Source organism: Microbacterium sp. Root180, assembly GCF_001428485.1.
Classification (GTDB): Bacteria; Actinomycetota; Actinomycetes; order Actinomycetales; family Microbacteriaceae; genus Microbacterium.
The window spans coordinates 581,429-603,051 of record NZ_LMHS01000003.1; the positions used below are offsets into that span (position 1 = coordinate 581,429).

General features: G+C 71.0%; 19 protein-coding genes. 6 read left to right on the top strand and 13 right to left on the bottom strand.

From position 1 onward, the window contains the following. Positions 1-3: 3 nt before the first annotated feature. Complete coding sequence (locus ASD93_RS10185) at positions 4-984, bottom strand: 1,4-dihydroxy-2-naphthoate polyprenyltransferase (protein ID WP_056121903.1); 981 nt, start codon at positions 982-984, stop codon at positions 4-6. A gap of 151 nt (positions 985-1,135) precedes the next feature. On the opposite strand from ASD93_RS10185, the gene ASD93_RS10190 reads away from it, so the two are divergent. Then, positions 1,136-1,534 (top strand): VOC family protein, encoded by a 399-nt coding sequence (locus ASD93_RS10190; protein WP_082569276.1) that lies wholly within the window; start codon positions 1,136-1,138, stop codon positions 1,532-1,534. 83 nt (positions 1,535-1,617) lie between these two features. Here ASD93_RS10190 and ASD93_RS10195 read toward each other — a convergent pair whose 3' ends face one another. From ASD93_RS10195 to ASD93_RS10215, 5 genes are all read right to left on the bottom strand, one after another. Next, positions 1,618-2,772: an AMP-binding protein gene (locus ASD93_RS10195; RefSeq protein ID WP_056121905.1), complete on the bottom strand. Its 1,155-nt coding sequence runs from the start codon at positions 2,770-2,772 to the stop codon at positions 1,618-1,620. Positions 2,773-2,869: 97 nt separating this feature from the next. Further along, on the bottom strand, positions 2,870-3,778 hold the full coding sequence (locus ASD93_RS10200; RefSeq protein WP_056121907.1) for a 1,4-dihydroxy-2-naphthoyl-CoA synthase: 909 nt from the start codon (positions 3,776-3,778) through the stop codon (positions 2,870-2,872). Between the two features lie 20 nt (positions 3,779-3,798). Continuing rightward, entirely contained in the window at positions 3,799-4,599 is an 801-nt protein-coding gene (locus ASD93_RS10205; RefSeq protein ID WP_056121909.1) for an LLM class F420-dependent oxidoreductase, read from the bottom strand. A gap of 107 nt (positions 4,600-4,706) precedes the next feature. Next, a complete protein-coding gene (locus tag ASD93_RS10210; RefSeq protein ID WP_056121912.1) occupies positions 4,707-5,669 on the bottom strand; it encodes a permease prefix domain 1-containing protein in 963 nt (320 codons plus the stop codon). Between the two features lies 1 nt (position 5,670). Further along, positions 5,671-6,006 carry a PadR family transcriptional regulator gene (locus tag ASD93_RS10215; RefSeq protein ID WP_056121914.1) on the bottom strand — a complete coding sequence of 112 codons (336 nt, stop codon included), beginning with the start codon at positions 6,004-6,006 and terminating at the stop codon, positions 5,671-5,673. Positions 6,007-6,142: 136 nt separating this feature from the next. On the opposite strand from ASD93_RS10215, the gene ASD93_RS10220 reads away from it, so the two are divergent. The 3 genes from ASD93_RS10220 (at position 6,143) to ASD93_RS10230 (ending at position 9,872) form a co-directional block, all read left to right on the top strand. Continuing rightward, complete coding sequence (locus tag ASD93_RS10220) at positions 6,143-7,108, top strand: TIGR03885 family FMN-dependent LLM class oxidoreductase (protein ID WP_056121916.1); 966 nt, start codon at positions 6,143-6,145, stop codon at positions 7,106-7,108. Beyond that, positions 7,105-8,766, top strand: coding sequence for an alpha-amylase family protein (locus ASD93_RS10225; protein WP_056121918.1), 1,662 nt, complete (start codon positions 7,105-7,107; stop codon positions 8,764-8,766). The genes ASD93_RS10220 and ASD93_RS10225 overlap by 4 nt, the downstream gene beginning before the upstream one ends. Before the next feature lie 107 nt (positions 8,767-8,873). Then, on the top strand, positions 8,874-9,872 hold the full coding sequence (locus ASD93_RS10230; protein ID WP_235566933.1) for an o-succinylbenzoate synthase: 999 nt from the start codon (positions 8,874-8,876) through the stop codon (positions 9,870-9,872). Positions 9,873-9,878: 6 nt separating this feature from the next. Here ASD93_RS10230 and ASD93_RS10235 read toward each other — a convergent pair whose 3' ends face one another. Then, positions 9,879-10,523: a TetR/AcrR family transcriptional regulator gene (locus ASD93_RS10235; protein WP_056121921.1), complete on the bottom strand. Its 645-nt coding sequence runs from the start codon at positions 10,521-10,523 to the stop codon at positions 9,879-9,881. A 145-nt stretch (positions 10,524-10,668) separates the two neighbouring features. Here ASD93_RS10235 and ASD93_RS10240 point away from each other — a divergent pair, with 145 nt between their 5' ends. Both ASD93_RS10240 and ASD93_RS10245 read left to right on the top strand, forming a co-directional pair. Next, complete coding sequence (locus ASD93_RS10240) at positions 10,669-13,593, top strand: MMPL family transporter (protein WP_056121923.1); 2,925 nt, start codon at positions 10,669-10,671, stop codon at positions 13,591-13,593. Continuing rightward, positions 13,590-15,611, top strand: a complete 2,022-nt coding sequence (locus ASD93_RS10245) for a YhgE/Pip domain-containing protein (RefSeq protein WP_056121925.1) — start codon at positions 13,590-13,592, stop codon at positions 15,609-15,611. Before ASD93_RS10240 ends, ASD93_RS10245 begins: the two co-directional genes overlap by 4 nt. A gap of 316 nt (positions 15,612-15,927) precedes the next feature. Here ASD93_RS10245 and ccsB read toward each other — a convergent pair whose 3' ends face one another. From ccsB to ASD93_RS10275, 6 genes are read right to left on the bottom strand one after another with little or no spacing between them, the layout of a single operon-like run. Beyond that, on the bottom strand, positions 15,928-16,962 hold the full coding sequence (gene ccsB / locus ASD93_RS10250; protein ID WP_056121927.1) for a c-type cytochrome biogenesis protein CcsB: 1,035 nt from the start codon (positions 16,960-16,962) through the stop codon (positions 15,928-15,930). Between the two features lie 4 nt (positions 16,963-16,966). Then, positions 16,967-18,670, bottom strand: a complete 1,704-nt coding sequence (locus tag ASD93_RS10255) for a cytochrome c biogenesis protein ResB (RefSeq protein WP_056121929.1) — start codon at positions 18,668-18,670, stop codon at positions 16,967-16,969. Further along, positions 18,651-19,514 (bottom strand): cytochrome c biogenesis CcdA family protein, encoded by an 864-nt coding sequence (locus tag ASD93_RS10260; protein ID WP_056121931.1) that lies wholly within the window; start codon positions 19,512-19,514, stop codon positions 18,651-18,653. Before ASD93_RS10260 ends, ASD93_RS10255 begins: the two co-directional genes overlap by 20 nt. Then, positions 19,511-20,146 (bottom strand): TlpA family protein disulfide reductase, encoded by a 636-nt coding sequence (locus ASD93_RS10265; RefSeq protein ID WP_056121933.1) that lies wholly within the window; start codon positions 20,144-20,146, stop codon positions 19,511-19,513. The genes ASD93_RS10260 and ASD93_RS10265 overlap by 4 nt, the downstream gene beginning before the upstream one ends. Next, complete coding sequence (locus ASD93_RS10270) at positions 20,146-20,778, bottom strand: histidine phosphatase family protein (RefSeq protein WP_056121935.1); 633 nt, start codon at positions 20,776-20,778, stop codon at positions 20,146-20,148. The genes ASD93_RS10265 and ASD93_RS10270 overlap by 1 nt, the downstream gene beginning before the upstream one ends. 42 nt (positions 20,779-20,820) lie before the next feature. Next, positions 20,821-21,516, bottom strand: a complete 696-nt coding sequence (locus tag ASD93_RS10275; protein WP_056121936.1) for a DedA family protein — start codon at positions 21,514-21,516, stop codon at positions 20,821-20,823. Between the last annotated feature and the right edge of the window lie 107 nt (positions 21,517-21,623).

The window sequence follows — 21,623 nt, forward strand, 5'->3', positions numbered from 1 at the left end:
GGATCAGCCCACGAACGCCCAGAACAGGAACGCGCCGTACGCCACCGAGGTGAGCGAGGTGAGCCCGAGGGCGACGACCAGCTCGCGCGGGTCGCGGTAGGTCCACACGATGAGGATCGCGGGAAGCGCCGCCAGCAGGACGAGCAGCGTCAGCCACGCGATCGGGTAGAACAGGGCCAGGAACACGGCGATGCCGAAGGGCGCCAGCACGAAGATGCTGAAGAGCCAGCGCGTGGCCGTGCGGCCGATGAGCACGGTCAGCGTGCGCTTGCCGGCGACGCGGTCCTGATCGATGTCGCGCAGGTTGTTCGCCAGCAGGACGGCGCACGCGAGCAGACCCGCGGCGACCGCGCCGAACCAGGCCTCCTGCGGCAGCGAGAGCGCCTGCACCCAGGTGGTGCCGAGCGTGGCGACCAGCCCGAAGAAGACGAACACCATGACCTCGCCCAGGCCGTAGTAGCCGTAGGGTCGCTTGCCTCCGGTGTAGAACCAGGCGGCCGCGATGCACACGAGGCCGACGGCGATGAGCCACCACTGCTGCGTGCGGATCGTGATCGCGAGGCCCGCAACGGCCGCGACGGCGAAGAACAGCAGCGCGGCGGAGAGCACCGCCCGCGGAGACGCCTTGCGCGATGCGGTGAGGCGGGCGGGTCCGATGCGGCGGTCGTCGGTGCCCCGGATGCCGTCGCTGTAGTCGTTCGCGTAGTTCACGCCGATCTGCAGGGCGACCGAGACGATGAGGCAGAACAGCGCGATCACCCAGTGGAACTGGTCGACGACCAGCATCGCCGCGCCCGTTCCGATGAGGATCGGGGTCACCGCGAGCGGCAGCGTGCGCAGGCGCGCAGCGGCGATCCAGTCGCTCGTCGTCGCCTTCGCGACCGGGCGCGGACCGTGCGCCTGCTGCGGCTTCTGCGGGTTGCCGCGCGCGGGCTGCTTCTTCGGACCGGGATGCTTGCGCTTCTTGCTGGGAGTGCCTGCCACGGTTCGTCATCCTAGACGCCCTCCGTTTGTGCGGGTGAATGCGCGCACGACGCCCGGGCGCTGCGGGCGAATGCCCGCACAAACGGCAAGGCGGATGGGCGAGCGCGCAACCCCCTGGCTGTGTGCGCGTCCGCGGCGCAGGATGGGCGCCATGCTGAGCATCGGATCCATCGTTCTGACCGTGGAGGACATCGAGCGCGCCGGGACGTTCTGGCGCGCCGCGCTCGGGTACGTCGACCGCGACGCGCCGAGCGACGACTGGGTGATCCTCGACCCGCCCGACAAGGCGACCTGGGCCGCGCCCGGTGCGAGCCTGGCGCTCTCTGTGACGGGCTATCCGCAGCACTACCCGCCGCGGATCCACCTCGACCTCTACGCGGAGGATCAGTCAGCCGAGGTGGCTCGCCTCCTGGCGATCGGCGCTCGAGAGGTCGACTGGGACGACTACCCCGCCGACGCCGACTGGGTCGTGCTCGAGGACACCGAGGGCAACCGCTTCTGCGTCGTCGACACCGGCCCGTTCAGCGCCGCCGCGACACCCGGTCGTTGAGCGAGCGCATCCCCGGTCGTTGAGCGAGCGAAGCCCCGGTCGTTGAGCGAGCGAAGCGAGACGAAACGCCCCGCCAACGCCCCTCAGCGCAGCGCGATCACGGCCCGGCGGATCGCCTCGCGGTCGGGTTTCCCCGACGGCAGCGCCTCGAGCTCATCGACGAGGACGAGCCGGGACGGCCGGGCGTGCGCGCCGATCCCCTCCTTCACGGCGGCACGCGCCTCCTCGAGCTGCACGGATTCGCTGCGCCGCAGCGCCTCGCCGCGCGCCGCGACGATGACGGATGCCTCCCCCCAGCGCTCGTCGGGAATCCCCACGACGACGGACGAGGCGAGGCCCGGTACCGTCCGGACGATCGCCTCCACCCGATCCAGCGACACATTGACCCCGCCCGAGACGATCACGTTGTCGATGCGGCCATGCACCCGGAGGACGCCGTCGTCGACGAGTCCCGCGTCGCCTGTGCGATACCAGCGCGTGCCGTCGGCGTCGCGGAGGAACGCGGCATCCGTCAGCTCTTCCGACTCCAGGTACCCGTCGGCCAGCGTCGGGCCCGACACCTGCACCTCGCCGCGCGCGACGCGCAGGGCGACGCCGCGGAGCGGAACGCCGTCGTAGACGCATCCGCCGGACGTCTCCGTCGAGCCGTAGGTGCGCACGATGCGCGCGCCGGCCGCCTCCGCGCGCTCGAGGGTCGCCGGCGGGAGGGCCTGCCCGCCCACCAGGATCGCTTCGAAGGATCGCAGCGCCGTCAGGACGGGGGAATCGTGCGCGGCCGCGTCGAGCAGCTTCGCCAGCTGCGCGGGGACGAGTGAGGTGAAGGTCGGGATGCGCCGGCCGTGCTCGCTCGAGGCCATCATCAGCGCCGTCGCCGCGAACGCCTGCGGCGTGAAGGCACCGGCCATCACTGCCGGCTCGCGGTCGGCCACGATCGAGCGCACGAGCACCTGGAGCCCCGCGACGTAGGTTGCCGGCAGCGCCAGCAGCCACGCGCCCTCGCCGAGGCGGTCGGCCGTAGCCATCGCGCTCGCCGTGAGTGCGTCGCGACTGAGCACGACGCTCTTGGGGACGCCGGTCGACCCCGATGTCGTCACGACCACGGCGGTGCCCGCACGCACCTCCGCAGGGAAGGCGCTGACGAGGCCCAGGCCGAGCGCGGGCCCCGCGCCGTGCAGGGCCCCGCGCAGCCCTCGGAGGATCTCCCGGGGATCATCGCCGACGACGGGCTCGAGCTTCATCGGCAGCCCATTGCTTGGCGAGAACGCGCGCATGTCACCGAAGCGCCCTCCGCCAGTGACACAAGTGGGTTCTCGCGAAGCGGGGAGGGGCGCATCGTCAGTAGTGCCACGGATACGGCGACCAGTCGGGGTCGCGCTTCTCGAGGAACGCATCGCGCCCCTCGACCGCCTCGTCGGTGCCGTAGGCGAGCCGCGTCGCCTCGCCCGCGAACACCTGCTGACCGACCATGCCGTCATCGACGGCGTTGAACGCGAACTTCAGCATGCGGACGGCCGTCGGCGACTTGGTGAGGATCGTGCGGGCCATGGCGACGGCCTCGCGCTCGAGCTCCGCGTGCGGCACGACCCTGTTGACGGCGCCCATCTCGTAGGCGCGCTGGGCCGAGTACTCCTCGGCGAGGAAGAAGACCTCGCGCGCGAACTTCTGGCCGATCTGGCGTGCGAAGTACGCCGAGCCGTAGCCGGCGTCGAACGAGCCCACGTCGGCGTCGGTCTGCTTGAAGCGCCCGTGCTCCGCCGAGGCGATCGACAGGTCGCACACGACGTGCAGCGAGTGACCGCCGCCGGCAGCCCAGCCGGGGATCACCGCGATGACGACCTTCGGCATGAAGCGGATGAGCCGCTGCACCTCGAGGATGTGCAGCCGGCCGGCGCGCGCCGGATCCGTCACCGCATCCGTCTCGGAATACTTGTAGCCGTCGCGTCCGCGGATGCGCTGATCGCCGCCCGAGCAGAAGGCCCAGCCGCCGTCCTTCGGGCTCGGGCCGTTGCCGGTGAGGAGCACCACGCCGATGCGCGGATCCTGCCGGGCCTGGTCGAGCGCTGTGTAGAGCTCGTCGACAGTGTGCGGGCGGAACGCGTTGCGCACCTCGGGACGATCGAAGGCGATGCGGGCGATGCGCCCGTCCTTCGACACGTGGGAAGTGATGTCGGTGAACCGGTCGGCGCCGGGCGCCGGCATCCACTCTTCCGCGTCGAAGATCTCAGAGACCATGGCCTCCAGCATATTCGGGCGGATGCTGCGGCTCAGGCCGCGTTCTTCGCGTCGCGCCAGCGCAGCCACGAGCGGATCAGCTCGAAGTCCCAGTCCGGTCCCTGGAATCCGAGGGTGAACAGGCGCACGCCGGCGTCGTAGAGCTCATCGGCGACGTCCTCGCCCCGTCTCTGCAGCTCGTTCGAGACGACGAGCCCCGACGTGTCGCGCTCCTCGCGCTCGGCCCAGCGCTCGATGACCTCGAGCTTGTGCGCCAGCTCGTCGGGGCGCACGAAACTGTGCCAGATGTCGGCGTGGCGGGCGACGAGCCGCAGCGTCTTCTGCTCCCCCTTGCCGCCGATCATGACCGGGATCTCGCGCGTCGGAGCGGGGTTGAGCTTCGCCCAGCGCTCCTCGATGCGGGCGAGACCGTCAGCGAGATCGTTCAGTCGTGACCCCGCCGTGCCGAACTCGTAGCCGTACTCGTCGTAGTCCCGCTCGAACCAGCCCGACCCGGTCGCGAAGATGAACCGCCCGGTGCCGCCCTTGGCGGAGATGTGGTCGATCGTGCGGGCCATGTCCGCCTGCAGGTCGGGGTTGCGGTAGCTGTTGCAGTTGACGAGGGCGCCGAACTCGACGCGCTCGGTCTGCTCCGCCCACGCCGCGAGCATCGTCCATGACTCGAAGTGCAGGCCGTCCGGATCGCCGGACAGCGGGAAGAAGTGGTCCCAGTTGAAGAGGATGTCGACCCCCATCTCCTCGAGCCGCAGCACCGCGTCGCGGAAGGCGGGATAGGGAGCGTGCTGGGGCTGGAGCTGCACGCCGAGGCGCACCGGAGTGTCGAGGAGAGGCATGGATTCAGCCTATTTCCGCTCCCACACCGACTGGGCCGTTTGTGCGGGCGAATGGCCGGAGCAGCGAGGCGCCACGCAGGCATTCGCCCGCACAAACGGATTGTGGCTCAGGCTCTGCGGGCGCGATAGGCCTTGAGCGCGCCGTCCACGGTGTCCCACACGGCGATGCCGCCGATGAAGAAGCCGGTGACGATCGATACGATCGCGCCCACTTCGGCGCCCTCCTCGCCGATGATCGTCGGGAAGTACGCGGGATTGATGAGCTCGCCCTGCATGAGCAGCCAGATCGCGGGGATCGCGATCGCGGCGTTGAGCACGCCGTTGACCACCGCGAGCCAGGCCGTCCATCGCCCGACGGCGTAGACGGTGATCGCCAGTGCGGCCTCCAGCGCCATGAGCGCGAACAGGCCCAGGATCCACCCGGGCCACAGGCCGGGCGCGAGGAACGACAGGCCGGGCTGGGTCGGAACGAAGCCGATGAACAGGTCCCACAGGATCGCGCCCGCCGCGATCACGAGGAACACGAGGGAGGCGACGAGATCGCCCAGTCCGGCTCCTCGAGGGCGCGGCTCGGGAAGCTGATCGACGGACCATTCCTGGAACGGAAGGGACTTCTCACGGCCCTCGGTGCGCTCGACGACGACGAACACGAGTGTCGTCCAGAACGCCACATGCACGCCGACGGTGAGCGCGAGAGGCCAGATCGCGCCCATGATCTGGCCGAAGGACGCGCCGTCGATCACCATGGCGAGCGAGACGCCGAACACGGCGCACGGGATCACGATCCACAGCAGGAGCTTCAGCAGGCGCCACCACTGCAGGAAGTAGCGCGGACCCAGAAGCCACAGCGGACGATCCAGGTACCCGGCGGCGAGCTTGTCGGGGTCGCCGAGGTCGGTGAGCACGGCGCGCTCGGCGGCCTCGGGCGCGTCGCCGGCGGCGACGCGCGCCTCGACCTGGTCGTCGATCGACGCGCGCAGCTCCGCGGCGAGATCGGCGCGCTGCGCCTCGGGGACGGAGCGCATGGCGGCGTCGACGTAGCGGTCGGCGAGAGTGACGGAAGCGGTCATGTCAGTTCTCCTCGGGGAGGGTGCCGATCGCGGTCGCGATGGCGCGGAATTCATCGGTGAGGGTGGCGGCCAGGCGGGTGCCGGCGGCGCTGGTGCGGTAGAACTTGCGAGGCCGTGCCTCGTCGGTGTTCCACTCGCTGGTGAGACAGCCCTGCTTCTCGAGGCGGCGCAGCAGCGGATACAGCGTGTTCGCGTCGGTGGGGAAGCCGCGCTCCCCCAGCTGCTCGAGCAGGCCGTACCCGTAGCCGGGCGCCTCGAGCAGTCGCAGACACGCGAGCACGATCGTGCCGCGCCGCAGCTCCTGCAGGTGCGTCTCGAGGATCTCGGTTTCGCTCATGTCTCACACCATACTGTGTGACACACACTATCGTCAATCACACATTGCCGGATGCTGCGCGTTATTGCCTCACCGGCGTCTCGCCGACGCCGCAAGTCCCTTGAACAGCCCGTACCCGGCCGCGAAGACTCGATCCATGGTTCTCGTCGGCTACCACGCCTCCCACGAGCAGCTGCCGCCCAGCGTGCTCCTCCGCTCCGTCGTCGCCGCCGAGCGTGCCGGTTTCGATGCGGCGATGTGCTCGGACCACCTCGCGCCGTGGGGGGTGCGCCAAGGCGAGTCGGGCTTCGCGTGGTCCTGGCTCGGCGCCGCCCTCGCCTCGACGTCCTTCTCGCTCGGCGTGGTCAACGCTCCGGGACAGCGCTACCATCCGGTCGTGATCGCGCAGGCGATCGCCACCCTCGAGGAGATGTTCCCGGGGCGATTCTGGGCCGCCCTCGGCAGTGGGGAGGCGATGAACGAGCACGTCACCGCCGACCCCTGGCCCTCGAAGGACCGCCGCAACGCACGCCTCGACGAATCGATGACCGTGATCCGCCGCCTCCTCGCCGGCGAGGAGGTCACGCACGACGGCGAAGTCCGCGTCCACCGTGCGCGCGTCTGGTCGCGCCCGGCCACGCCTCCCCCGCTCTTCGGGGCGGCAGTCAGCGCCGAGACCGCCGGGTGGCTCGCCGGCCGCGTCGACGGCCTCGCGACCGTGGCGCAGTCCCCCGATGTGCTCCGCCGCGTGGTCGAGGCCTACCGGTCGGCAGGAGGCGAGGGACCGTGCGTGCTCCAGGTGCATCTGTCGCTGGCCGAGACGGATGCCGCGGCCCTCGCACTCGCGAAGGACCAATGGCCGAACGGCCTCATCGGACCGCCGCGCGCGTGGGACTTCGACCAGCCGGAGGACTTCGACGCCGCCGTCGCGGACCCGGACGAGGCCGAGCTGCGCAAGGCGGTCCTGGTGGACGCGGATGCCGTGGCGCTCGCCGAGCGCATCGCCGAACTGGTCGGCATCGGGTTCGACCGCGTCTATCTGCACCACGTGGGCAAGGGCCAGGACGCCTTCCTCGCCCGTGCCGCCGACGAGCTGCTCCCGGCACTGAGGAGGGCGCTGTGAAGATCACCGATACCGGAGACCTGTGGTGGAAGTCCGCGGTCGTCTACTGTCTCGACGTCGAGACGTACCTCGATTCCGACGGCGACGGCATCGGCGACCTGACGGGGCTCGGCCGCCGCATCGACTACCTCGCCGACCTCGGGGTCACGTGCCTGTGGCTGATGCCGTTCTACCCGACGGCCGACCGCGACGACGGCTATGACGTCACCGACTTCTACGGCGTCGATCCCCGCCTCGGCAACCACGGCGATCTCGTCGAGGTCATCCGCTCGGCGCGGGATCGCGGCATCCGCGTCATCGTCGACCTCGTGGTCAACCACACCTCCGACAAGCACCCGTGGTTCGTCGCCGCCCGCCGCTCGAAGACCTCGCCCTACCGCGACTTCTACGTGTGGCGCGACGAGCCGCCGGCGAACAACGTCAACGCGGTGTTCCCCGGCGAGGAGAGCACGCTGTGGGAGCTGGACGAGAAGACCGGCCAGTACTACCTGCACAGCTTCTACCGCCATCAGCCCGATCTGAACATCGCCAACCCGACCGTGCGGGACGAGATCGCCAAGACGATCGGCTTCTGGCTCCAGCTGGGGATCTCGGGCTTCCGCGTCGACGCGGTGCCGTTCCTCCTCGAGGTACCGGAGGGCGCGGACTTCAGCGATCCTCACGAGTATCTCCGCGACCTTCGGCGCTTCCTCCAGCGCCGGTCGAAGGAGGCCGTCCTGCTGGGCGAGGTGAACCTGCCGTATCGCGACCAGCGGACATACTTCGGCACGGGCAAGGGCGAAGAGCTGACCCTGCAGTTCGACTTCATCGGCATGCAGGCGCTCTACCTCTCGCTGACGCGCTCCGATCCGCGACCGCTCGCGAAGGCGCTGCGCGGGCGGCCGGCGATTGCGCCCGAGTCCCAGTGGGCGAACTTCGTGCGCAACCACGACGAGCTGACCCTCGACAAGCTCACCGAGGCCGAGCGTGAGGAGGTGTTCGCGGCTTTCGCTCCCGACGAGAGCCAGCGCGTGTACGGGCGCGGCATCACGCGGCGCCTCCCGACGATGCTCGGCGGGGATCCGCGCCGCATCCGCATGGTCTACAGCCTGCTCTTCTCGCTGCCGGGCACCCCGGTGCTGTTCTACGGCGAGGAGATCGGCATGGGCGAGAACCCCGAGATCCCCGGACGGATGTCGGTGCGCACGCCGATGCAGTGGCACGACGGCCGCAACGGCGGGTTCTCGAGCGCCGCTCCCTCGCGGCTCCCGTCGCTCCCGCCCGAGGGCGGACACGGGCCGCGGCACGTCAACGCCTCGGACCAGATGAACGACGAGGGCTCGCTCCTGCATTTCATGCGCCGCCTGGCCGCGCGCTACCGCATCTCGCCCGAGATCGGCTGGGGCGAGCTCGAGATCCTCGAGCACGACGCCCCGGGCGTGCTGGTCCACTCGCTCACCGCCGACGTGGGACGGATGATCGCGTTCCACAACTTCACCGACGAGCCCCGGGCGGTCCGCATCGCGCTGAGCGACGAGCCCGCGGGGACGGAGCTGAGCGATCTGTTCGGCCCCGGCCGGACACCGCTCGACGACCGGGGGCGCTTCGAGATCGAGCTTGCGCCCTACGGCTGGTCGTGGCAGCGGCTCTCGCGTCCCGGGGACGGCCGCATCGGCTGACGAGAAGCCGCTGCAGTTCGCTACGGACGCTGCGTCGCGCGACGCCGCGGTCGCCGGAAAGTGTGGCGGTCGGGCGCCGCGGGGGTCGCGGGAGCATGATGGGACGCGTGAGCACCCCCGCACCCCTTCCCCCGCTCGCCGAGCTCCTCGCGTCGGCGCACGTCGTCGCTCTCCCGCTCACGACGCGGTTCCGCGGTGTCGACGTGCGCGAGGCTGTCGTGTTCGAGGGGCCAGAGGGCTGGACCGAGTTCTCGCCGTTCACCGAGTACGACGATCACGAGGCGGCGATCTGGCTCCTCGCCGCGATCGACTTCGGATGGATGCCGCAGCCGGCCCCCGTCCGGTGGGAGGTGCCGGTCAACGCCACGGTGCCGGCGGTGGACGCGGCATCCGTTCCCGCGGTCCTGGCGCGCTTCGACGGGTGTCGCACTGCGAAGGTCAAGGTGGCCGAACCCGGACAGCGCCTCGCCGACGACATCGCCCGCGTGGCGGCCGTCCGCGCGACGATGGGCCCGGAGGGCCGCGTGCGGGTCGACGCCAACGGCGCGTGGAACGTCGACGAGGCCGAGCGGGCGCTGCACGCACTCGCCGAATACGACCTCGAGTACGTCGAGCAGCCCTGCGAGACGACCGAGGAGCTCGCCGAGCTGCGGCGCCGGGTGAAGTACATGGACATCCCGATCGCCGCCGACGAGAGCGTGCGCAAGGCGGCCGACCCGCTCGCCGTCGCGCGCGCCGGCGCGGCGGATCTGATCGTGGTGAAGGCGCAGCCGCTCGGCGGCGTGCGGCGAGCGCTCGAGATCGTGGCCGAGGCCGGGCTTCCCGCGGTCGTCTCGAGCGCCCTGGACACCTCGATCGGACTGTCGATGGGCGTCGCCCTGGCCGCCGCCCTTCCCGAACTCGACTACGACTGCGGGCTCGGCACCGCGTCGCTGTTCACGGCGGATGTCGCGGGCCCCGCACTCGCGCCGGTGAGCGGCATGCTCCCCGTCGGCCGCGTCACGCCTGATCCGGCGCTCCTCGCGGAGAACGCGGCATCCCCTGAGCGTCGCGACTGGTGGCTCGACCGGATCGCGCGCTGCCACGCGGTGCTCGCGGCGCGCTGAGCGTGCTCAGGACTGCGGCGGCTCGATGATGAGCTGCGCGACGCGGGCAAGCTCCTCATTGGTGCGACGGCACATCTCGTCGTAGTCGACTCCGGCCATGACGGAGCGGACGGCGGCGCCTTCCCACACGGTCAGCATGAGGCGTGCGGCGGCCTCGGAGGGCAGGCGGAAGCGCAGCATGTTCGCGCGCCCGATGTCCTCGATGATCTGAGCGACGCTCTCGCGCATCTCGTCGTCCTGAGCGAGGTACGCCGAGGCGAGCTCGGGATTGCGCAGCGCGTGGATGCGGATCTCGCTCATGAGCAGCACGCCCAGCCGGTCGTCGGCCGACACGTCGAGCGCCTGCTGGATGATCGCGAGCGCGTCGTGGGGAGCGTCTTCGAACGCACCGGAGCGCTCCAGGTCGCGGACCCGTCCGCGCACGGCGGCGACGCGCTCGCGCGCCACGTTGCCGGCGAGCTCGAGGAAGAGCTCGTCCTTGGTCTCGAAGTTGGAGTAGAACGCACCGCGCGTGAAGCCCGCGCGGTCGCAGATGGCTTCGACGGATGCCGCGTCCAGCCCGACCTCGGCGAAGACCTCGGCGGCGGCATCCAGGAGCTTCTGACGTGTGGCCTCGCGTCTGCGCGAGGTCACGGCGACGGCGTCGGTCATGCGGCCTCCTCTCCCGGCTTGTCAGTCCATGGAAACACACACGGACTACACAGGTTCGAGTCGCGCTCCGGTTCTACGATACACTCATGTATCCGATACGGCGCTGTATCGAAAAAACCTGATCCATCCGGAACGCGGAGGCGCTGTGTCCACCCTGCTGTATGCCCTCGGCCGTTGGTCCTACCGTCACCCGTGGCGGGTGCTCGTGGCCTGGCTGCTCCTGCTGGGCATCGCCGGCGGCAGCGCCGCAGTGTTCATGAAGGGCACCGACAACTCCTTCTCGATCCCCGGCACCGAGGCCCAGGAGGGCATCGCGCTCCTCGACCGCAGCTTCCCGCAGGCCAGTGGCACTAGCGCGCAGTTGGTGATCGTGGCCGAAGACGGGGAGTCCGTCGCCGAGGACCCCTACGCGGCCGCGATCGACGACACCATCGCCCAGCTCGAAGACCTCGACGGCGTCATCGCCGTGACCGACCCGTTCAACGAGATGGTCACCGGCCTCGTGTCGGACGACGAGTCGGCGGCGATCATCCGGCTGCAGTTCGACGGGCAGGCCACCGACATCTCGGACGAGACCAAGGAGACCCTCGAGCAGGTCGGCGACGATCTCCGCGAGACGCTTCCCGAGGGATCCCAGGTCGCCATGGGCGGCGACGTCTTCGCCACGTCGGTCCCGGCACTCTCGCTCATCGAGGGCGTCGGCGTGCTGATCGCGCTCTTCGTGCTCATCGTCACGTTCCGCTCGTTCGCGGTGGCGTGGTTCCCGCTCGTGTCGGCCCTCATCGGCGTGGGCCTCGCGATCGCGCTCATCTACGTGTCCACGGCGTTCGCATCGGTCTCATCGACCACGCCGATGCTCGCGATCATGCTCGGGCTCGCGGTCGGGATCGACTACGCCCTGTTCATCGTCGCGCGACATCAGGACCAAGTGCGCGCCGGCGTCGAGCCCGAGGAGTCCGCCGCCCGCGCCACCGGCACCGCCGGATCCGCCGTGGTGTTCGCCGGAGTCACGGTGCTCATCGCCCTCATCGGCCTCGGCTTCGCCGGCATCCCGTTCCTCACCACGATGGGCATCGCCGCCGCCGTCGCCGTCGCGATCGCGGTCGTCGTCGCCATCACGCTCACGCCCGCCCTGCTCGGCTTCTCGAAGGGCCGCATCGCGGGCTGGGGTCATGTCCGCAAGCAGCGCGGCGTCGCACTCCCGGTCCGCCGCCGCACAGCAGCAGGGGCAGCGGATGCCGAGGCCGAGGACGCCGCGACCGCCGCGCCCGCGACCGACGCCGAGCCCGCTGCGGAGGAGGCGGCGCCGGTCGCGCACACCCCCGCGAAGAAGACGAACCGCTGGGTGATGCTCGTGACGCGGCATCCGATCGTCACCACGGTCGCCGTCGTGCTCACCCTCGGGGTCATGGCCATCCCCGCCGCCAGCCTCGGGCTCGCCCTCCCCAACGCCGGGCAGCAGCCCGAAACCAGCCAGGCGCGTCAGGCGTACGACCTCACGGCGGAGCACTTCGGCCCCGGCTCGAACGGCCCGCTCATCATGACCGGCACGATCGTGACCTCCACCGACCCGCTCGGCCTCATGGCCGACCTCGCCGACGAGATCGAGCAGGTGCCGGGCGTCAAGGAGATCGCGCTGGCCACGCCCAACGAGACCGCCGACACCGGGCTGATCCAGATCGTGCCCGAGACGGCGCCCGACGACCCCGCGACCGCCCAGCTCGTGCGCGACCTGCGCGCCCTCGCTCCCGAGCTGGAGGAGGAGTACGGCGTCGACCTCAAGGTCACCGGCTTCACCGCCGTCGGCATCGACATCTCCGACCGCCTGGGCGCCGCCCTGTTGCCGTTCGGCGTGTTCGTCGTGGGCCTCTCGCTCGTGCTGCTGATGATCGTGTTCCGGTCGATCTGGGTGCCGATCAAGGCCGCGCTCGGCTACCTGCTGTCGGTGCTCGCCGCCTTCGGCGTCGTCGCCGCCGTCTTCGAATGGGGCTGGGGCGCGGATCTGCTGCACGTCACGCGCGAGGGCCCGGTCATCAGCTTCATGCCGATCATCCTCATGGGCGTGCTGTTCGGCCTCGCGATGGACTACGAGGTCTTCCTCGTCAGCCGCATGCGCGAGGACTACGTCCACGCCCGCCGAGGAGCCCACCCCACCCGTGGCGACGCCGACATCGCACTCGGGGCGGTGCGCTCCGGCTTCACCGCGTCGGCGCGCGTGGTCACTGCGGCCGCGATCATCATGTTCGCCGTCTTCGCGGCCTTCGTCCCCGAGGGCGACGCCTCCATCAAGCCCATCGCGCTGGGTCTGGCCGTCGGCATCGCCGTCGACGCGTTCCTCGTGCGTATGACGCTGGTCCCCGCGGTGATGGCCCTCCTGGGCGACAAGGCATGGTGGATGCCGCAGTGGCTCGAGCGTGTGCTCCCCCACTTCGACATCGAGGGCGAGGCGGTGGAGCGCGAGCTCTCGCTGGCCGAATGGCCCGAGCCCGGGACGACCGCCGTGGTCGTGGGCGAAGACGTCGCCGTCCGCGCCGACGGCGGACCCGCGGGCGACGTCGCGCTGTTCGATGGCGCGACCTTCCGGGTCGAGCCGGGCGGCACGCTCCTCGTGACGGGCGACCCCCGCGCCGTCCGCGCCTTCGGCCTGACCGTCGCCGGACGCCTCGCGCCGAGCGACGGACGCCTGCGCGTCGCCGGGCATCTGCTCCCGGAGCGCGCCGCGTGGGTGCGCGCACACGTCGGCGTGGCACTCCTCGCCGACGCCGACGACCCCGTGCGCGAGCTGCGCCGCGCACTCGGCGGGCGGACCACCCTGATCGTGATCGACGGCGTCGACGCGCTCGACCACGCCGAGCGCGACCAGGCGGCCGCGCTCCTGCGGGACGCCCAGGCCGCGCTGCGCGCCCGGGCCCGCGACGGCGCCGAGGCGCACCTCACCGTCGTCGCCACCGCGAAGGCCGACGGCCCCGCGATCTCCCTTCTCTCCGACGCCCGGCGCCCCGACGTGAGCTCGCTCGCGCTGAGGACGGGCGCGGCATCCGCTTCTTCCATCTCCGAGGTGAACGCATGACCCTCTCCATCGAACGCGCACGCACGCGCCGGCCCGTCACGTGGCTGACGCTCATCGGGGTGCTGCTGCTCCCCGTCGTCATCGGCGGCATCCTCGTGGCGGCGCTCTACAACCCGACCGAGCGGCTCGACTCGCTCAACGCGGCCATCGTGAACGAGGACGAGGCGGTCACGATCGACGACCAGCTCGTCCCCCTCGGACGGCAGCTGACCGCCGGGCTCGTCGAGGGCTCGGACGATCAGCCGAGCAACCTCACCTGGACGATCTCCAACGCCGACGACGCCGCATCCGGCCTCGCCGACGGCACGTACGCCGCGGTCATCACGATCCCCGAGAACTTTTCGGCGGCGGCGACCTCGACCCGTCCCGGCGAGACCCCCGAGCGCGCCACGATCGAGGTGCAGACGCCGCCCGACAGCCTGATCGTCGACGACGCCATCACCGCGCAGGTGACGTCGGCGGCGGCATCCATCATGGGCGAGCAGCTCTCGCAGGTGTACCTCGAGAACGTGTTCCTCGGGTTCACCACCCTCGGCGACCAGCTCGGCGAGGCCGCGACCGGTGCACAGTCTCTGGCCGACGGCGCCACGCAGGCCGCAGACGGCGCGACGCAGCTGGCCGACGGGATGCCGCAGCTGGCCTCCGGCGCGAGCGGTCTGGCCACCGGCGCGGGCGACCTGCAGGACGGGCTCGGGCAGATCGCCGGCGGGATCGGCGGCGCGGCCGACGGCGCGCGGGATCTCGGTGCCGGTCTCGACACCGCGGCCTCGAGGGTCAACAGCCAGGACCTGCAGGACGCCGCCGACGACACGGCCGCCTATGCGGGCGACGCGGCCGACGAGACGAAGGCGCTGGCGCTGCTGCTGGGCAATCCCGATCCCGCCGACGGCCCGCTCGGTCTGGCGCAGACCCTCGGCGGCCTTGCCCAGCAGTGCATCGCCGCGGGCGGTTCGCCGGCCTTCTGCGGTCAGCTCGGGACAGCGGCGGCCACGGCCGGCACTGCGGCGCAGGATGCCGGCACCGCGGCCACGAGCGCGGGCTACGCCTCCGGCTACGCCGACGGCACGGCCGACGGCATCGCCGACCTGATGTCGAAGACGAGCGCCGGCCTCACCGAGGCCGCCGACGGCGCGCGCGCGCTCGGCTCCGGCCTCGACCAGCTGGCCTCCGGCACGTCCCAGTCCGCTGCGGGTGCCGGGCAGCTCTCGTCGGGCGCCGCGCAGCTCGCGGACGGAATCGGCCAGGCGGGCACGGGGGCGACCTCACTCGCGGACGGCGTCGCACAGCTCGCCGGCGGCACCTCGACGCTCGCGGACGGGCTGAGCCAGGCATCCGACGCCGTCCCGTCGTACACGGACTCGGAGGCGACGAGCCTCGCCGAGGTCGTCGCGAACCCCGTCGGCGCGGAGGGCGTGGGCTCGTCGCTGTTCGGCGCGTCGGCGATCCCGCTGCTGTCGACCCTGGCGCTGTGGTTCGGCGGGCTCGCGACATTCATCGCGCTGCAGGCCGTCTCGCGCCGCGCGCTCACGGCCCGGGAGCCCTCGGCGCTCCTCGCGCTGCGCGGCTTCGCCCCCGCCGCCGCCCTCGGCGCCGCGCAGGGCTTGCTCGTCGCCGCCGTCGTGCAGCTCGCCTCGTCGTACGACTGGGGTCAGTGGTGGGTCTTCGCGGGTGTGAGCGTCGTCGCGGGAATCGCGTTCGCCGCCGTGAACCAGGCGCTCGTCGCCGTGTTCGGCGGCGCAGGCCGGTGGATCTCGGCGTTGATCGGCGTCCTCGCCGTCGCGACCGGAGTCGTGTCGACCGTGCCCGGCGTGCTGTCGGGGATCGCGGCCCTCATGCCGACCTCTCCGGCCTACAACGGCATGCTCGCCGCGCTCAGCGACACCAGCGGTGTCGGCGCGGCGCTCGCAGGGCTCGTGATCTGGGCGGTGCTGGCGTTCGGCGCGACGATCCTCGCGGTCGCACGTCGCCGCACCACGTCGGCGCGTGCCGTGCTGAACGCGGCACCCGTCACCGCCTGACGCTTCCGCCCCTCGCCGAGAACGGCCCGGTCCCACCTTGGGGCCGGGCCGTTCTGCGGTGCGGCGCCTGCCACCGAGACGCTTCGGTCTCTCCCGGCGGTCGCTTCCCTCCACCACCGGGCGGCCGCATGTCCCGCAATCGGCGGTCCCATGTCCCACAATCAGTCGCTAGGGCACCCTCTTCCGAGCGTTTGTGGGACACGATCCGGAAGAAGTGGGACATGGGATGAGCCGCGAGCGCGAGCCAGAAGAACGGATGCCGCCGCCCGGCGCAACGTGAGGGGACCGGATGCCGCCGCCCGGCGCGGGCCGGGACTCAGCTCAGGCCGGAGTAGGCGTGAAGGCCCTTGAAGAACATGTTGACGATCGTGAAGTTGAAGATCACGGCCGTGAAGCCGATGATCGACAGCCACGCCGAACGGCTCCCGCGCCAGCCGCGCGTCGCACGGGCGTGGATGTAGCCGGCGTAGAGCACCCAGATGACGAAGGTCCAGACTTCCTTCGTGTCGAAGCCCCAGTACCGGCCCCACGCGTCGTTGGCCCAGATCGAGCCCGCGATGAGGGTGAAGGTCCAGAAGATGAAGCCGAGGATCGCGAAGCGGTAGGCCAGCGACTCGAGCGCCTCGGAACTCGGGAGCGTCCGGAGGAAGCCCGGGCCGGACTTCACCGGCGCACCGTCCGCGATCTCCGCGGCAGCAAGGGCCCGTCGCTCGCGCCGTGCTTGCATCAGCTGCAGCACGGACAGCCCGAACGCCAGCGCGAAGAGGGCCGTCGCGAGTGAGGCGACGAACACGTGGATGACGAGCCACACCGACTTCAGCGGGTCCATCAGGGGCACGATGTCGGTGTAGAACCAGATCGCCGTGCCGCCCAGCAGCACGACCACGAGGCCGGTGATGAAGGTGCCGAGGAATCGCAGGTCGTAGCGGAACAGCACCCCGAGGTAGACGGCGACGATCAGCAGCGTGCCGGTCAGGGCGAACTCGTACATGTTCGACCACGGCACGCGGCCCGCGGCGATGCCGCGCGTGACGTCCGCACTGAGGTGGAAGAGGAAGGCCAGCACCGTGAGCGACGTGCCGATACGCGCCCAGACCAGCCGCGGACGCTGCGAGATCGGGGCGTTCAGCGCCGTCTCGGCCGCCCGCTCCTGCGCGCGCATCTCGGCGATGCCGACACGCCCCGCGCCGACGAGCTCGCGTACCTCGGCGTCCTTCGCGTCGACGGCGACCGCTCCCCGACGGGACAGGTCGACCGCGTACGCGATGAAGGCCAGCGCGTAGACGGCGATGGCCGTCCAGACGAGGAGCACCGAGACCGAGTCGAGCGAGAGGACGGAGGCTTCGGGCATGATCTCAGTCTACGCGCGGAGCCTGCGGGGTCTGCGGGGCCCGCAGGCTCTCGCGGTGGCGCTGCGCGAACTGCTCCACGGCCGTATCGAGCGTCGGGTCCTCGCCGCGCGCCAGCGCCGCGTACTCGATCTGCAGGGTTCCCCCGTCCGGCACGACCTTCACCCACATGCGCCGACGCGGGACGAACAGTGCGGCGAGGAGCCCCGCGGTCGCGAGCACGGCGAACACGAGCACCCAGGTGGCCGCGGCATCCCGATGGATCGACAGCGATACGTACCGCTTCACCGAGCCCTCGTAGCCATGGGCGGAATCGGATGCCTCGTTCTCGAACGTGATCGTGCCGTAGCCGCCGGGCAGCTCGGTGGTCTCGCCCGGGGCGAGCTCGATCGCCGCGACGTCGGCCCCGCGGCCCGCGAGCTTGTCCATGCCGCTCGGGTCGAGCGTGTACACCGAGCGGGGCGTGCCGTCGTCGATCCCGAGATCGCCCACGTAGACGTCGAGCGAGAGCACCGGGAGGACGAGGTCGGGGTAGGCGGAGGCGAACGCCCCGGTCGAGAGCGGCGCCTGCGTGGGGTAGAAGAATCCGACGAGACCCATCTGCTCCGACAGCCCGTCGGGGATCTTCACCACGCCGAGCGAGGTCATGTTCGTGTCCTGCGGCAGGAACGGCACCGACTCCGAGTACACGACCTCGCCCTCGGGGTCGCGGACGGTGATGGTCGGCGCATAGCCGTTGCCCATCAGGTAGATGCGGTCGCCCACCATCTCCAGCGGGTGGTTCACGCGCACCTCGCCGGTCTGCGGCTCCTCGCCGGCGAGCTGGGTCGTGAGGTTCGCGACGAAGTCGCCCGCCTGCCCCGAGCCCTGCTCGCCATACGGCTGGTAGGTGACGTCGAACCGGTCGAGCGTGAGCGAGTACGGCGCGAGCGCGTTCTCGTCCACGAAGCGGCCCGGGTTGAACGACGTGTAGTCCAGCATCGAGTTCACGAACGAGCGGCCCTCGATGATGACCGTCTGCCCGGTGTAGGTGAACCCGCCCCCGAGCCCGACCGACAGCAGCACGCCGACGAGCGCGGCATGGAAGACGAGGTTGCCGGTCTCACGGAGGTACCCGCGCTCCGCCGACACCGACAGAGCCGGGCCTGCGTCGTAGCGCTCGACGCGGTACCCGGCCTTCTTCAGCTGCTGCTGCGCGAGGTCGATCGCCGAGGACGCGGCGGTGGCGGCATCCGTCCCGGGCGTCAACTCGACGACCTCGGTGCGGTGCGCGTCCAGACGCGACAGGCGGGCGGGGGTGCGCGGGGGCTTGGCGCGCAGCGCCTTCCAGTGGTGCCGGGTGCGGGGGATCACGCAGCCGATGAGCGACACGAACAGCAGGATGTAGATCGCCGAGAACCAGGGCGACGTGTACACGTCGAACATGCTCAGGTTGTCGAGGATCGGCGCCAGATCGGGGTTGTCTGCGAAGTACTGCGTCACGCCGTTGGGGTCGGCGCTGCGCTGCGGCACGAGCGAGCCGGGAACCGCCGCGATCGCGAGCAGCAGCAGCAGCACGAGGGCGGTGCGCATCGAGGTGAGCTGGCGCCATCCCCAGCGCAGCCATCCGACGACGCCCAGTACCGGCTGGGTGATCTCGTCAGCGGAATCGGCGTGGTCGGCCGGCCGCAGCGGCTCGGAGCTGTCGAGGTCAGAGCGGGAGCGGGACACTGCGGAACACCCCCTGCAGCTGCGCCATGATCTGGGTCCACACGCCGGTCACCATGAGCAGGCCGAGCGCGATGAGCACGACACCCCCGGCGATGTTGACGGCGCGGATGTGGCGGCGCACGAACGTGACCGAGCGCGTCGCCCACCCGAAGCCCAGGGTGAGGAGCAGGAACGGGATGCCGAGACCCAGCGAGTACGCCACGCCCAGCAGCGCCGCGCGGCCCGCCGAGCCGGAGTCGAAGGCCATCGTGAGGATCACGGCGAGCGTCGGGCCGATGCACGGCGCCCAGCCGATGCCGAGGGCAACACCGAGCAGTGGGGCTCCGACGAGTCCGAGGTTGCCGCGCACCTGCGGGCGCGCGATGCGCTGGGCGAGGCCGAAGACGCCGATGAACACGAGGCCCATCGCGATGATGACGACGCCGAGGATGCGCGTGATGAGGTCGGCGTACTCGAGGAGGAAGCGGCCGAGGGTTCCGCCGAGCATCGCGATGCTCACGAAGACGACGGTGAATCCGGCGATGAAGAGCAGCACGCCCAGCAGCAGGCGTCCGCGCGCCGGGGCTTCGACCGCGACGGACGTCGAAATCCGAGGAGATTTCGACGAATCGGGGCCCGGAACGCCTCCGGACGCCGGAATGTCCTCGGATTTCGACGCCGAACCCGGTGCAGCGGCCGGGCGCGCGGAGCGCGAGGGCGCCGAGACGGCGCCGCCGATGAAGCCGAGGTATCCAGGGACGAGGGGCAGCACGCACGGCGAGAGGAAGGAGAGCAGCCCGGCGAGCACCGCGATCGGGATCGCCACGAGCAGCGAGCCGTCGGCGACGAGGTCGCCCGGATTCACGACTCCCCCAGCGCGTCGTTCACGAGTGTCTCGAGGATGGTGGTCTCGCTGAGCTGGCCGATCACGCGCGCCGCGACCCGGCCCTCGCGGTCGAGCACGAGGGTGACCGGCACGGCGTTGAGAGGCGTCTGACCCGCGAAGGCGAGCTTGATCGAACCGTCGACGCTGGCCAGCGCGCTCGGGTAGCCGACGCCGTAGGTCTCGGCGAAGGCCTGCGACGCCTCGGCGCCGTCGTACAGGTTCACGCCGAGGAACGCGACGTCGTCCGCGGCGAACGACTGGTTGACCTCTTCGAGCAGCGGCGCTTCGACGCGGCACGGCGCACAGGCCGCGTACCAGAAGTTCACGACGAGCACCTCGCCGCGATACTCGTCGCTGGTCGTCGCCTCACCGGTGTCCAGCACGCCCTCGAAGTCGACCGGCTCGGTGCGATCGGCCGGCTTGATCTCGACGACCTCGAAGCCGTCGGCGGCGATGAACCCCTTGCCGTCGCCCGAGCGGTACTGCTCGGCGAGCGGATCGTTCGTGCAGGCGGCCAGTCCCGCGACCAGCACCAGGGCGAGCAGAGCGGATGCCGCGCCCCGCGCGCGTCGCAGACCAGGACGGCGGTCGGTGGGACCGGAAGAACCCATCACACGGCCCCCACGTCGACCGAGCCCGACAGAGAGGCCGGCTCCGCGTAGGCGATCTCGGTCCACTTTCCGTCCTCGTCCATCTCGAAGCTCGTCACGCTCGACAGCGCGCACCGCCGTTCGCGCGGGTCGTGGCGCGAGGGGAGACCCGTGACGGCGAGGTGGGTGATCCAGATCGGCAGCTGGTGCGACACGATCACGACGTCGCCGCCGTCCGCGGCCGTCCACGCCTCGGTCATCGCCTCGTTCATGCGCGCGATCACCTCGGCGTACGGCTCGCCCCAGCTGGGCAGCGCGGGCTTGCGCAGGTGACGCCAGTTCCACGGGTTCACCAGGGCGCGCAGCATCCGACGGCCCTCGAACACGTTCGTGGGTTCGATCACGCGCTCGTCGATGCGGGGTTCGAGGCCGAAGAGCTCGGTGAACGGCTCGGACGACTCCTGGGTGCGCTGCAGCGGCGAGCACACGAGGGCCGTCACCGGGCGGTCGAGCGCCTGGACGTACTCGGCGGCCTGACGGGCCATGCGGCGTCCGTCGGCGCTGAGCCCGTATCCGGGGAGTCGCCCGTAGAGCACGCGCTGGGGGTTGTGGACCTCCCCGTGGCGCACGAGATGGAGGCGATCGGCGGGCACGGGTCCAGTCTACGGTGGCCGGATCTATGAGACGCCTGAGCGTCAGCCCGCCGAGACGCTCTCGCGTTCGCGCTCGGGCGCCTCGGCGGAGCGCGAGCGGGATGCCGCGATCAGTGCGCGCGTCCGCACGAAGAGGAACCACGCCACGGCGAGCGCGACGACCGCGATCACGACGTACTGCACGATGTCGACGTACTGCTCGACCACATGCCACGACTCCCCCAGCAGGAAGCCCGACAGCACGAAGATCGTGTTCCAGATGAGGCTCCCGGCGGCCGTCAGCAGACCGAATCGCCACAGCGGCATGCGCGTCACGCCTGCGGGGATCGAGATGAGGCTGCGGAAGATCGGGATCATCCGGCCGAAGAACACCGCGACCGAGCCGTGACGGTGGAACCACCCGACGGTGCGGTCGATGTCCTCCGGGTGCAGCAGCGGCACGGTCGCCGCGACGCGCCGCAGGCGGTCGACGCCCAGCCACGCCCCGAGGCCGTAAAGAAGGAACGCGCCCACGATCGAGCCCGCCGTGGTCCACGCGAGCGCCTCGAACAGCGTGAAGGAGCCCCTGCTCGCCGCGAGGCCGGCCATGGGGAGCACCACTTCGCTCGGCAGCGGCGGGAAGAGGTTCTCGAGGGCGATCGCGACGCCGGCGCCGGCCGGACCGATGACGTCCATGAGCGAGACGGACCACTCCAGCAGAGCGGAGAGCCAGGAGGTGTCGGGGGAGGTTTCGGTCATCGGGGGCTTCGCCTTCGGTGATCGGATGCCGCGGCCACGGCCGCGCGGTCACTTCGACGTTAGGCGGCGCAGGTGAACGGCGCCTGGGTGCAGACCCCCCGATATCC

Coding starts and splice junctions, on each gene's coding strand:
- ASD93_RS10190 (WP_082569276.1), top strand. CDS start 1,136: ATGCTGAGCATCGGATCCATCGTTCTGACCGTGGAGGACATCGAGCGC.
- ASD93_RS10195 (WP_056121905.1), bottom strand. CDS start 2,772: ATGAAGCTCGAGCCCGTCGTCGGCGATGATCCCCGGGAGATCCTCCGA.
- ASD93_RS10200 (WP_056121907.1), bottom strand. CDS start 3,778: ATGCTGGAGGCCATGGTCTCTGAGATCTTCGACGCGGAAGAGTGGATG.
- ASD93_RS10205 (WP_056121909.1), bottom strand. CDS start 4,599: ATGCCTCTCCTCGACACTCCGGTGCGCCTCGGCGTGCAGCTCCAGCCC.
- ASD93_RS10210 (WP_056121912.1), bottom strand. CDS start 5,669: ATGACCGCTTCCGTCACTCTCGCCGACCGCTACGTCGACGCCGCCATG.
- ASD93_RS10215 (WP_056121914.1), bottom strand. CDS start 6,006: ATGAGCGAAACCGAGATCCTCGAGACGCACCTGCAGGAGCTGCGGCGC.
- ASD93_RS10220 (WP_056121916.1), top strand. CDS start 6,143: ATGGTTCTCGTCGGCTACCACGCCTCCCACGAGCAGCTGCCGCCCAGC.
- ASD93_RS10235 (WP_056121921.1), bottom strand. CDS start 10,523: ATGACCGACGCCGTCGCCGTGACCTCGCGCAGACGCGAGGCCACACGT.
- ASD93_RS10245 (WP_056121925.1), top strand. CDS start 13,590: ATGACCCTCTCCATCGAACGCGCACGCACGCGCCGGCCCGTCACGTGG.
- ccsB (WP_056121927.1), bottom strand. CDS start 16,962: ATGCCCGAAGCCTCCGTCCTCTCGCTCGACTCGGTCTCGGTGCTCCTC.
- ASD93_RS10265 (WP_056121933.1), bottom strand. CDS start 20,146: ATGGGTTCTTCCGGTCCCACCGACCGCCGTCCTGGTCTGCGACGCGCG.
- ASD93_RS10275 (WP_056121936.1), bottom strand. CDS start 21,516: ATGACCGAAACCTCCCCCGACACCTCCTGGCTCTCCGCTCTGCTGGAG.